Annotated in this window: 14 protein-coding genes; 6 read left to right on the forward strand and 8 right to left on the reverse strand. The window is 46.5% G+C overall.

Annotated features, from left to right (window positions below; genetic code table 11):
- The first annotated feature begins 2 nt into the window (after nt 1-2).
- The 6 genes from B5E60_RS09300 to B5E60_RS13770 all read left to right on the forward strand — a co-directional run bounded on the left by B5E60_RS09300 (nt 3) and on the right by B5E60_RS13770 (nt 6,824).
- On the forward strand, nt 3-1,580 hold the full coding sequence (locus tag B5E60_RS09300; protein WP_087311227.1) for a SusD/RagB family nutrient-binding outer membrane lipoprotein: 1,578 nt from the start codon (nt 3-5) through the stop codon (nt 1,578-1,580).
- Nucleotides 1,581-1,585: 5 nt separating this feature from the next.
- Nucleotides 1,586-2,608, forward strand: a complete 1,023-nt coding sequence (locus B5E60_RS09305; RefSeq protein WP_087311228.1) for a glycoside hydrolase family 18 — start codon at nt 1,586-1,588, stop codon at nt 2,606-2,608.
- Between the two features lie 12 nt (nt 2,609-2,620).
- A complete protein-coding gene (locus B5E60_RS09310) occupies nt 2,621-3,823 on the forward strand; it encodes a DUF1735 and LamG domain-containing protein (RefSeq protein ID WP_087311229.1) in 1,203 nt (400 codons plus the stop codon).
- Between the two features lie 26 nt (nt 3,824-3,849).
- On the forward strand, nt 3,850-5,334 hold the full coding sequence (locus B5E60_RS09315; RefSeq protein ID WP_087311230.1) for a BT_3987 domain-containing protein: 1,485 nt from the start codon (nt 3,850-3,852) through the stop codon (nt 5,332-5,334).
- Nucleotides 5,335-5,399: 65 nt separating this feature from the next.
- Nucleotides 5,400-6,485, forward strand: a complete 1,086-nt coding sequence (locus B5E60_RS09320; RefSeq protein WP_087311231.1) for a hypothetical protein — start codon at nt 5,400-5,402, stop codon at nt 6,483-6,485.
- 144 nt (nt 6,486-6,629) lie between these two features.
- A complete protein-coding gene (locus tag B5E60_RS13770) occupies nt 6,630-6,824 on the forward strand; it encodes a hypothetical protein (RefSeq protein ID WP_143260714.1) in 195 nt (64 codons plus the stop codon).
- Nucleotides 6,825-7,495: 671 nt separating this feature from the next.
- Here the strand turns inward: B5E60_RS13770 and B5E60_RS09325 are convergent.
- The 8 genes from B5E60_RS09325 to B5E60_RS14040 all read right to left on the reverse strand — a co-directional run.
- Nucleotides 7,496-7,909, reverse strand: coding sequence for a hypothetical protein (locus B5E60_RS09325; protein WP_239403302.1), 414 nt, complete (start codon nt 7,907-7,909; stop codon nt 7,496-7,498).
- 206 nt (nt 7,910-8,115) lie between these two features.
- Nucleotides 8,116-8,835: a hypothetical protein gene (locus B5E60_RS09330; protein ID WP_143260716.1), complete on the reverse strand. Its 720-nt coding sequence runs from the start codon at nt 8,833-8,835 to the stop codon at nt 8,116-8,118.
- 35 nt (nt 8,836-8,870) lie between these two features.
- Nucleotides 8,871-9,434 (reverse strand): tetratricopeptide repeat protein, encoded by a 564-nt coding sequence (locus tag B5E60_RS09335; protein WP_143260717.1) that lies wholly within the window; start codon nt 9,432-9,434, stop codon nt 8,871-8,873.
- Nucleotides 9,435-9,525: 91 nt separating this feature from the next.
- Nucleotides 9,526-10,110: a hypothetical protein gene (locus B5E60_RS09340; protein ID WP_143260718.1), complete on the reverse strand. Its 585-nt coding sequence runs from the start codon at nt 10,108-10,110 to the stop codon at nt 9,526-9,528.
- 332 nt (nt 10,111-10,442) lie between these two features.
- Nucleotides 10,443-10,988: a hypothetical protein gene (locus B5E60_RS13775; RefSeq protein WP_143260720.1), complete on the reverse strand. Its 546-nt coding sequence runs from the start codon at nt 10,986-10,988 to the stop codon at nt 10,443-10,445.
- A gap of 108 nt (nt 10,989-11,096) precedes the next feature.
- A complete protein-coding gene (locus B5E60_RS13780; protein WP_143260722.1) occupies nt 11,097-11,564 on the reverse strand; it encodes a hypothetical protein in 468 nt (155 codons plus the stop codon).
- Between the two features lie 11 nt (nt 11,565-11,575).
- Nucleotides 11,576-12,034 (reverse strand): hypothetical protein, encoded by a 459-nt coding sequence (locus B5E60_RS13785; RefSeq protein WP_143260724.1) that lies wholly within the window; start codon nt 12,032-12,034, stop codon nt 11,576-11,578.
- A 217-nt stretch (nt 12,035-12,251) separates the two neighbouring features.
- On the reverse strand, nt 12,252-12,512 hold a 261-nt coding region (locus B5E60_RS14040), incomplete at its 5' end, for a hypothetical protein (RefSeq protein WP_204246465.1).

Below are 12,512 nucleotides of genomic sequence, written 5' to 3' on the forward strand. Positions count from 1 at the left end.
GCATGAAAACGATATATAACAAGATATGTCTCAGAATTTGCCTGGCAGGCGGAATTCTGGCGAGCTCGTGCACCAGAGATTACATGGACTACAACCGTAACTGGGCAGAGGTCACTGCGGGTGAAATGCAACGCGACGAATATCTCGTCAGTTCGTTGCTTGGCGGCATGATGAACAATGTAATTCCTGTTGAGGAGCACCTGAACCAGTTCACCGAATGCCTGCTTGGCGGCGTGTGGGGCGGTTATTTCGCCGACTCGCAAGTGTGGGCCAACTCGTTCTCCTATTTCAACCCGTCGCAGGACTGGCTGGACAAGATGTATCAGGAGATCATCCCCAATGTCTACTCAAACTGGCTCGGCCTGCAAACCGCCACTACGGATGAATCGATTCTCTCTGTAGCACAAATTGTCAAGGCCGCGGCGTTCCAGCGTGTGACCGATGCCTATGGCCCCATTCCGTATAGTCAGATTGGTGCCGATGGGAAAGTGACGGCTCCGCTGGACTCCCAACGGGAAGTGTATGAAAAGATCTTCGAGGAATTGAGTGCGGCCGTTGCAACACTAATGGAGCATCGTGCTTCGCGGATCTCGGCGGCTGCCGATAAAGTTTATGCCGGAGATCTCGAGAAATGGATCAAATTTGCCAATTCGCTCAAACTGCGTATGGCCATGCGGCTGTCCTATGTGGATCCCGCCACGGCCGAGGCGCGCGCAAAGGAGGCCGTTGACACTTCGGATGGCAAATTAGGCGTGATGGTCTCGAACGACGACAACGCCTACTTGTCGGGAATCAATATCAATCCGTTCTATGTCGTGGCTTATCAATATAACGGAGGTGAGACGCGTGTTTCGGCCGATCTGATCAACTACATGAAGAGCTGGAGCGATCCGCGTATCGGTATTTATGCAAACAAATGTACACTTTCGGGATATACGAGCGACTATTGGGGGCTGCGTATCGGCAATCAGTACCCCATCACTACGGGACAAGCCTATTCGAATCTGAATGTCAAGCAGAGCGACCCGATTCTGTGGATGAATGTTGCGGAAGTGATGTTTCTGCGTGCTGAAGCAGCGTTGCGTGGCTGGGATACACAGGATACGGCTGAGAACTATTACCGCCGGGGTGTGACGTTGTCGTTCGAAGAACGGGGTGCGGGTGATGCCGCCTCCTATTTGTCGAGTTATACTCAAGTGGGCAGTTATAACGACCCGCAGGGCTCCTATTCGTTCCGTCCCGATACCCAGTGTGTACCGGCATGGAATAGCTACGACCCCGAATTGCAGCTTGAACAGATCATCACGCAAAAGTGGATTGCCATTTTCCCGTTGGGACATGAAGCATGGGCTGAATTCAGGCGTACAGGCTACCCGAAACTGGCAGCGTCGCCGGTTAACCTCAGCGGCGGGGACGTTGCTGACGGCAAATTCGCCCGACGTTTGACTTACCCCTCGGACGAATACAGCACCAACGGCGTCAACCTGAACCGAGCTATCAGTCAAAATCTGCCCGATGGCGGAGATCGTTTCTCTACGCACGTCTGGTGGGATTGCAATCCGGACCTGATTAACGAATAAATCACATGAAGACGATGAAAAAAGGAATCAAGATAGCGGCGGCATTACTTCTGATGGCGACGATGACTCTTCCGTCGTGTGAAGAGTGGACAGATGTGGATAATCTGGACATCAAATATGGCAATGTCGAAGAAGAGAACCCGGAACTGTACGCCCGGTATCTCGCCTCATTGCGCGAATACCGCAATACGGACCACACGCAGGTCTACGCATGGTGGGATAACAGTGTCAAGTTCCCCGTATCGAAAGGTCATTACCTGCGTGAAATTCCTGACAGTATCGATGTCGTTGGGTTGCTTTATCCTGACCTCCTTACGCAGAGCGAGCTCGACCAGATCGACGAGCTCCGCACGCAGAAGGGCATGAAGGTGATCTACACGATCGACTTCGATCGGATGAAAACGGACTATACGAATAATATCAAGCCCAATACACCGGAACGTTCGTTTCATTCGTTTCTTGCCGACACGTTGAGCTATGCACTTTCTCTGCTGAAAAAATACCCTTATGACGGTATTTGCATCGCCTACCAAGGAGAGTCGACCGTACTGATGGACGACGTCGAAAAGAAAGAGTACATGGAGGATGAAAATTGCTTCATCGGTATTCTGACTGACTGGTACGACCGCAACAGGGGGGGGGTAGAACTGACGTTTCTGGGCGCTCCGGAGAACTTGCTCGATCAGAGCATCCTGGCCAATTGCCCGACGATCCTGCTCGATGGTCGGACCGCCTCGGCGGCCAATGAGCTGACGACCCTGATGACGGAGGGTTACATGGCTGAATACGGCACGCGCTACGGCATGGTGGTAGCGGGTACTCCGCTTTCCGGCACGAACCGCTACGCAACCTTCTCCAACGGCAGCCCGGCGACGGCCGCCGTGGCCGCATGGGCGAACACGTCCCAGCAGAGAAACCGTATCCGCGCCGTGGGTGTTTACGACTTCGGCGGTGACTACTTCAACGCAAGCAATACCTACGGGAACATGCGCAGTATGATTACGACGCTGAATCCTTCGATCAAATAAAATGCGAACAACATGAAACGTCATATCAATTATCTGTTTATATCGTTCTGCGGGGTCATGGCGCTCGCCGCTTGCCAGGACGACATGGAGCATTTCGACAATCGGCTCTACAACACGACGCAACAGCAGAGTATTCTGTTCGTCGAGGAGGAGACCGACAGCGATACGCGGACGCTCCAGGCTCAGCTTGCGATGCCGTCGACGGTGGACATTTCGTTTACCTACGAAGTCGATGCCGCACAGGTCGACTACTACAATACGGCATACTCCGATTCAGCCGTGTTGTTACCATCGGATTATTACGAGATCCCGAATCCGACAGTTGTGATTCCGGCCGGAGTTGTCGAATCCAGCGAAGTGGAAGTCCGCTTTCGCAACCTGCTGACATTGGATAAAACTCAAGTATATGTACTTCCGGTATCGATCGGCGGTGCGAATATCGGGCAGCTTGCCAGCCGGCGGACGGTCTATTTCGTGGTGAAGGAGGCCTCGCTGATCAACGTGGTGGCCAACCTGCGTGAAAATTCGGTATGCATTCCCCAATGGAACAATTCCTCGCGGCTCAACAATCTCTCCCAGCTTACGGCCGAGGCGCTTGTTCGGGTGGATGCCTTCGCTGAAGGCCGCGGCTCAAACATCTCCACGCTGATGGGAGTCGAGAGCCACTTCCTGATTCGCTTCGGCGACTCGGCGATTCCCAATAACCAGCTGCAGATTGTAGGTCGCCCTTCGGGTACGACGGAAGACGAGAAACTCACCTCCTCGGACTGGACGGTGCGAGTGGGCGAATGGACGCATATTGCCGTGACCTATAATAATGTGACGCATGAGGTGAACGTCTACATCAACGGTGAGCGGAAAACGCCGCAGAGTTTCTCGAAGTTCACCGAAGCGGTGAATTGGGGCCGCTACTATGCCGAGGAGACGGAGTCGAACCGCAGTTTCTGGATTGGTTACTCGTATGAGCCGGACCGCTATCTGGACGGAGACATCTCAGAGGTGCGGGTTTGGAATCGGGTGCTCACCGATGAGGAAATCGGAGCCCAGAATCACTTCTACAAACTCTACTCGCCCCAGGAGGAGAGCAATCTGGTAGCCTACTGGAAATTCAACGACGGCAACGGAGCCTCGGTCACCGACTATTCGACTTCGGGCAACGATGCCATGGCCACGCGGGTGCTGACCTGGAATACCGTGGAACTTCCGGCTAAATAGGCGTTTAACGAAGAAAAGCAAAAGACATGAAGACATACGAAATCATTAAACGGAACATCATGCCGTTGCTGCTGTTGGCAACGGTGGGAGTGTTCGGTTCGTGCAGCCAGACGGAGATCGACATGCTGCCGGCCGACAACAGCGGAATCATCTCCACGGTGATTCAGAAAGGCTGGCTTGCCGACGGGAATGCCATCCGGAAGCAGCTCACCACTGAAGTCCGCGAGGGTGTGGGCAGCAGTGGAAGCGTCACGCTCTACCTGAATGCGACGAAACAGGCCGAGGCGGCCAGCGAGGTATCGCTGACCTACGATACGGATCTTCTCGACGCCTACAACGAGATGACGGGCAACGCCTATGAGGCGTTGCCACAGGAGGCGTTGCAACTCTCCGGTCAGACGTTCTCGCTTGAGGCCGGGAGCCAGCGCTCCGAATCCGTGACCGTGAGCTACACGCTGACGGCAGAGCAGAGCGCTGACCAGACCTATGTGATTCCGCTGCGTGCGGAAGTCGTGTCGGGACCGCTGGAACTCAATGCCGAGGATGCGGGCTATCTGATTTTCCTGCAGGTTGTGGAGAATCCCGGCGATTGCAACAAGGGAGCCGATGCGGCCAAGGTTTTCTACGTCATGGAGACCAACGACGTGAATCCGCTCAACATGCTCAGTTTCCGGTTGGCCGATTCACGCAAGTATCTGTTCGACGCCGTTGTGCTCTTCTCGGACAATATCGTCCTCGACCATACGGGGTTGCACGCGTTGGTCAATGACAACGTGCGTTACCTGCTGAACAATCGCGAGAAGTATCTTGCACCGTTGCAGGAGCGTGGCATGAAAGTATATCTCGGCATGACACCCTATCATACCCATGCAGGTCTCTCCACGATGTTGCCCGCTACGGCCGATTATTTCGCGCGACAATTGAAAATCATTTGTGACACCTATTCGCTCGACGGTGTTTTCTTCGACGACGAGTACACTTCGCTGGAAGATACCCCGCCCACGGGCTTCCTTGGCGCATATTCGAAGGAAGCCGCAGCCTACCTGCTTTATGCAACCAAGCGAATCATGCCCGAACGCGACGTGATCGCCTACCAGTTGGGAATGATCCGGCAGTTCACCACCGAAGGTTGCAAGTTCGAGGACGAGACCGGCAAGGTCTGGGGACCGGGTGATTACATCGACTACATAATGGTCGACTACAGTGACGGTGACGATTTCAATCCGGCCAATTTCCCGGGCGTACCCGAAAACCGGGTTGGTCGATGGTCCACCAATTTCGGCAGCACTTCGCCCTCCTGGCCGCTTGTCGAGCGGCTCGAGCAGACGCGCGACACCTATAAGACACTCTTCCTCTTCAGCATCGATCCCTACCGGAGCAACGGTTCGTTCAATACCACTCCGATTGGCAACCGGGAGCAGCTGACGCAGGTTCAGGCGCTGAATCGGGTCTGCGAAACACTTTACGGCGAGTCGCTGGAAGTAGGTGATACCTATCGAAAAGACTGGTAACAGAATCCGGCTGCGAGTGGGGCGGAAGCCCGGTTCGCCCGCAGTATTCTCAAACAAGCAAAAACATGAAACACAAATATTTGATTTACGCCCTGCTTTGGACGGGGCTCGCAGCAGGGGCGACATCGTGTGACGAAGACGAGATGCCGCAGAAACCGGAACCTTCGCCGGTCGTCGACTCGGAACTTCCCGAGGGCCCCAAACTGGAGGTGGGTACGGAACTCTTTGACCTCAAACCGGAGACCAGCGTACGGCAGCAAATCGTCTCTGGAGCCGGAGATTATCGAATCGACATGCTCGACACGTCAATCGCTACCGCTATGCTCGACGGAGACGTGATTACGGTGACTGGCCATAAATACGGGCGGACCGATTTGGTCGTCTCGGATGCGGGCGGCGCCTACAAGAGCATCCCCGTTAACGTCTATCTCTCGGATGAACTCCAGCTGAGTACGACGACGCTCGATCTGACCCTTAACATGGGTAATCCGGGCGTCGGCACCGTGACCATCGTCGCCGGAAATCCGCCCTATAGTGCGGTCTCTGCCGACACGCAGTACGCCACCGTGGTTCCGTCGACGGTGAGCGATTCGGGATTCGACATCACGGGGCTGAAGGAGGGCGGCACGACCATCACCATCACGGACTCGCGCGGATTGGAGTCCGTCGTCACGGTGACCAACACCTATTCGGACTCTCCGTTCTCCAATTCCGACCTCGAGACCTACAAGAGCATCTCCCAGGAAGGTTATTTCTGGCTACAGGGAGGCGACTACAATATCGCAAGGCAGGGAGCACCCTCGTCCAAACGGTATTGGGCTACTCCGAAGAAGGATGAGATAATTACCAACCAGCCCGAGGGGACTTGGTTCTTCGGATACTATGCATCGTCCAAAGATTCGCCGAAAGACCGGTTTGGCCTCTTGATAGCAAATGAAAAGCCTGATTTGGCGACGGTCGGTGAAATTAAGGATTCCTGCTACATCGTGGCGTACGACGGCGAAAGCGGCAAGTGGATTTTCCAGGGTTCCAAGAAGATTTCGACTACTGCCGAGGTGATTAAAGTCGAGAACAAATTGGCTTGGATTACCTTCTATACACTCCAGGAGGATGTGCTCTACAAGGGCTGCTTCACCATCCGGTTGCCCTAACGGGTTCCGATTCGTTCCGCACTTAACGATGACATCCGCCTCCTTAAGGAGGCGGATGTCTCTTTTTCGAAGCTGAACGCTATCTATCTTAATCAGATCAAGAGTCGCTCCTCGCAGGCTGCCAGCGGCAACTGCGGCGGTATCATGATGTTCAACATGCGTCGCTACAGTGATGTCAGCCCGCTGCCGGTATTCCAGAAAATCGCCGAAGGTGCTTTTGGTGGAACGGTAACGTATGATGGAACTGATTATACGCGCAGCTGGACTCCTGATCCCGACGGATATACGATTACAAAGAAGGATGTGCCTGCTTATCAGCCTGCCTATACGGGAAACTAACCTCTCGCAATGTGTTGTAAGCCCGTATATCGAGTAATCAAGCTTATCATCCTATTCGTCTCATAAAATTTTGCGATTTCGGGACGATAGGATCAAAACAATCCTATTCTGATTGTTTTGCAAAGGTAAAAATAATAACAGCCATGAATCCCGAAAATCCAGCCAACGCCAACACGATGTATGATTATTTATGCGGTACATTGTGTTTCTCCCACAATCCCAGTCATGCAAAAGCGTGTTAAAAGGCTTGAGAAGAGTGATTTTATCATGCAACTGCTTTCTTTGACTGACAAGCCGTTGGATGATAATGATCGAAAAAGCCTTACATATCATGGATACATAAGGCTTTTTGCTTGTTCTGGCGTCTTCTTGCAACGCCTTCCAGAGCTGTTGACGAGGCTTGAACTCGTGACCTCTTCCTTACCAAGGATGTCTGTTGTTACTGCGTTAACCTGTTTTTTGCGCTTAAAATCAGATTGTTATGGTAAATGGAAGAAAGGATTCGGGCGTAATGTATAACATTATGTGTAACACGGCGACCTGTGTTGTTTGCGGTTAAACAATAGTGAAAAGGTTGATTGCTTGATAAATAAAACCAGACAGACCTCGCAAAAGACTTTATTAGTCCCTTTGCAAAGTCTGTCCTCGGGAACTGTTAGATGCTTTTGTATTTATACAAACTGTTCCAAATATTTCTCATTGAAGCCAGCCAGTGAAAAGCGAAACTCTTGCTTGGTTCCATTTTGTGCCGTATAGTTGAACACAATAGTATCACTGTGGATATGCGCTTCAAAAAGATTGAGCGGATATCCGATTGGTGGAATGGTAATTACATTCGGAAATTTTGCGATGTAGGGGCCTTGATTGGACTCTTGAGGTGGTAGTGTAAAATTGAATCCTATTTGTAGAAGACCTCTTTTTAGGAAGGAGATTGTAGCGGCTTGAGTAAGGTCTATATCGAGTTCAAGGAAGTAGTAGAACTCTACGGGCGTGGGATTGTCTTTTCGGCGTCCTACAAAAAGACATATTCCATCAAGATCATAGGATATAGATTTGGCAACATAGGAGATTTCAATATCATTCAATATCTCTGTGCCCGTTTGTCAATCTGTTATCGGTGTTTTTCTTTTCATTTTAGCTAAAATTTATATTGTTATTAAATCTTTGATTATGATGTAAATATAGCTAAAATTTATGACTTATACAAATAGATTATATCTATAAAACCTGCATGAGGCTCCTTAAAAAGGCCCCAATGCAGGTCTTTGCTATTTTTTGACAGTTTTGACAACTAATTTTGTATCATGATAATACCAATTATTATCAAACAACCAATCTGTATAAGCGTTATCATTCCACCATAAATAACATATGCAATTCTACCATGCGTCCAATCAAAAGTCTTTATATTCTGCCAAGTATTTTCATTAAATAATGGAGTTGAAGAATATAGTACAACTAATAATATTGCGTGCAGAAGCAAAGACCAAATAATTGATGCGTCAAATTCTACTGGTAAAATCAGAAGATATATCAAGGTATCGACTAAATAGATACTCCATCCCGCAAAATAAGCCCATAAGCGCTCTTTTTTAGCAGCCAGATAATATGTCCAAACATAGAACCCCGAAATCAATATGGAGATAATAATGCCTAATACTTCTGTGCCAGTCTCAACCGTAATTCCTTGTATAACTTGTGTTACCCCTAATCCAAATACGAATTGAAGATTAACGATGAATCCCAATATAATATTAAGAATAGAAAGTACACCAATCCATAAAAACCAATTAGAACCAGTTAAAACCCCTCCTGTTTTTTGCAGTTCTTTCTTGTATTCCCTCTGCTTCGTGAGTTCTTTTTCGATAGCTGTCTCGTCAGCCTCGAAATCAGCACATTTTTCATCAAAAGTAGCATATTCATTCGTTAATGAACATACCAAACCTCGTTGCATATCCATCTGCCGTTTTTGGCAGATAGAGCAAAACTTCAAATGATCTTCTCGTTTCATAATATAAATGATTTTATTGTATATAGTGTTTGTAATCAGTTGATTGTATATTGAATGTGTCTGTTGCTAAATTCATTCATGTCTGTACTATCCGAACTGGCTGCTGCCCGCCATCTCCTTAAAAACTCCCTCGCATCCTTATATCGATTGAAGTCATTCTTAGGCAACTGTTCAAACACCGCTGCCGACTTTTGCATCATCTTGATAGCATTTTCTAAATCGCCAGACAGCTCGTATATGTATGCTTTCTCAAAATAGACCATTGCTTTCATGGGGCAGATCTTTCCATATTTCTGTTCTGCGTATTCCAGCATATTGTCATATAGCTGCTGTGCGTTGTCAGTTTGTCCTGCCTGCAAATATTCGGAAATCAGGTTAAACATCATTTCCTCTTTCATTGCTGGATTGGAATATTTCCGAGCGATTGAATCAGTTTGGGCTTTTTGCACAAAGACATTCAGCACACTGTCACCGCCTACTGTTCCTACATTGAAATTCTGCACGACATCGTTCAGCATTTCATCATAGGTCTGTTGTGGACGGGGAGAGCCACATGCAATAAACAGCAAGGCGAATAAGATTATCAAGTTGTTTTTCATTATCTTATCTGTCGCGAGGATTATCGGACCAACTTTTTCCAAGGGTCTATATGAAGCCACTCTGAACAAGTGGTCCCTATTTACTAATTCTTTACCATAATTTATTCTCGGGATGCTCCTTTATTATGGACAAAATCCCCTCTTTCGTAAGTTCAGCCTCTTCTTCGCTTATATCTACTTCTTCGCTTATATCTACGGCTCTCACTTGATAATCTACAACGGTATTTTCTTCAGTTACGCAACTATAAATCCAAGCATTAAAAATTTTGTTCGGAGCATCCAAAAAAACGAAATAAATAAACATGCCACCACCAATAAATGGCTCAGCGTTAAATATTGCAAATTTCCCCTTTAACGCAAATCTATAGGGCTCTAAAACTTCATCTTTAATTTCTCCTTGGTAACACGCATCAATGTATGTGCGTAAAGTACGGAAATAATCATTGTCGAACCAATCTTTTTCTGTCCAGTTCCCGAAGCGAATATCATTCAATGATTTCATTTCGGCAGTTCCGCTTGTCGAATCCTGTAAAATCACCTGATCACTCTCTTGTGTATTAGGCTTTTCAATGGATTCTGTTGTTTCTGTTGGTTGTGTAGCTATCTTTTGTTTAGAAGACTGGCGACCACATCCTGCAACCAACAAAATGAATAAAGGAATTAGGTATTTTTTCATTATTTTATCGTGTTGGTAATCGGGCAAACTTTCGCAAAGGGGTATATTTGAGCCCCCTTTGCAAAGTCTGTCCTCGGAAGTAGATAGTTATGTGTTTACGTAATCGACTCACTTGTTACAGGCTTCACCACCGCAGGCTGCGGTGTGAGCGGAGTCGTGCGTTGGTCGTTCTTGTTCCGAAACAATCTATCCCAGAATCCCATTGTGTTTTTTATTTTTAACCTAATCTCAATTACCCTCCCCTATCTCAATGAAAAAACGTTTAAGAATAAGAGCACAAACCTTTTCTATTTCTCTTTAATATTTTTTGTATTATCCCAACAGCTATCTAATTAATGGGTTGATCCTTTGGGCTTCCAGTCTATTGTTATGTTGAGATAATAATATGTTCGTGTTTTCAAGGGACCAAACAAGGAGCCAATGTCTTGCTCTTCTTTTTGTCTGATCGTCCATGAAAATTTAAAAGATAATTGAGAATTGGGGAGAGTCCAATAGCAATACCAAAAGGAAGTTCCTTCATATTGCGAGGTTGGATCGCCGAATTTTTCCATATAAACTGTATATATATCCGCAAACCATTGTTCTGGAGTCCTATGCATATCGTCTGTATATACATCGGATAGATGTTTCGTAAAATTATATAGTTTATTATCCTTGAATAATAGCTTGTAGGTTGTTCCTCTAAAACCGTCAAAAGCATTGGATATCTTCTCATATTGTAATATATTGGGATTATCTGTTGTTACATATTTAAATCCCCTTGGTATGTTACAAATGGTTTCTAATCGACTTTCCCCTAAAACGAATCCATCTATATTTTGAGCCCCAACCATGTTGCACATAAGCAACAAATGAGCTAATAATAATATCTTTTTCATAGTCAGGAAAGAAAAACTATAATTTGCTTTTTGATATTCTACGATCTTGTAACTGTAAATAAATGACAGCGTCCAATATATTGCAAATTAACTGTTTCATGGCAGAAATTAATTACGGGAAGCTTGGAAATAATCAACAGTCCAATTCGGATTTTCATATCTGGTGTATTTAACTCGTACCCGAATATGGATCAAGCCTCCATTATCACTGATATTTCCTGTAACGATGTTATAATTATAATATGCTGATTGTATTTCGGTCGGAATAGGTTTATTGTATTCTACGAATCTCACACCGCTGGATCCGACATCGCTAGCTTCCCTTCCTTCCAAAGTTGTTGATTGAATTGTATATCCTTTATTTCGAGTAAAGTTTTTAGCAAAGTTTCTGGCTGTTGCCTCGTTCTGATCTAACCATTTCCTATCTCTTTCTGCTATCTTTCGATTGTATTCTGTCCTCATTTGTTCAGTCTTGGCTTTTTCGTTTTTCTCTTTATTTGCTGGTAGCAGATCACAGCTATTTAAGAGGAGACTTCCGCTGCAAATGAAGAATGCTGTAAAAAATAATTTTTTCATAGCGTTATTATTTATAGTTCATTGTTAATGAAGTTTTGTTCTTTGTCGTTGAATGTTCGCCAAGTTCTATTTTCATAACTAAATGCATGATTTGTTATAGGTTCATGATAGCGATTCCAAAGTTCAGCTATTAGAGTATCCAAAGTATAGGGATGCTGGAAAACATCAAAGTCCAAATAAATAACATGGTCTATGTTATGATGTTTTTCTTTAATCCGTTTGATATCATTGGGTGTCCTTTCTCCATCGGTAATATATTGCAAGACAAGTTTCTCATGGGACCCACATTTGAAAATTACAAGGTGTTGTCCCCGCTGTGCTGTTTCCAGTATATTTGTTAATATGAATTGAATACATTGAGATGTTTGGAGGTCACTATCTTTAAGGAACCCTCGTGTATAATATGTCCCTACAATGAATGGAATTGTAAAACCATTATTAAATTTCAGCAAATGCTTCTTTCCCAACATTTGTTTCCATAAATTGGATGGAGTTATTCGGACATTATCCATAGTACAACAATTAGCGTCGTCCAACCCCTTAACGACAGGCAAATAAACAGAAAGCGCAGGGCTGGAGCTTTATTTTAGTGCGACAGGTCGTAGGAAACCCAATAGATAAAATAAGCAACAACCCCGCGCCGTATCCGTGAAGGATATGACGGGAAAGTCATGCCACCTATTCTCTCTATTGTGCTATGAATTTCCTACGTTCGTCGCACGAGAATAAAGTTACACTTCCGTAATTCAATATGTCTCCTGCAAAAGTAGGAAACTTATCTTGGAAATGCAACGGCATCGACCCTCTTTTTTCGGGGTTGTTGCAGATACAAATTTCGCCAAAACAAAGTTTTCCGACAACAGCAATTCGAGTGGAAAGTAAACTTTGTTCTTCTGAATTTGGGCAGATCTGCACGAATTTCAACTTTACGCCTGCATAAACCCTGAA

The organism is Alistipes sp. An116, from assembly GCF_002161005.1.
Lineage (GTDB): Bacteria > Bacteroidota > Bacteroidia > Bacteroidales > Rikenellaceae > Alistipes > Alistipes megaguti.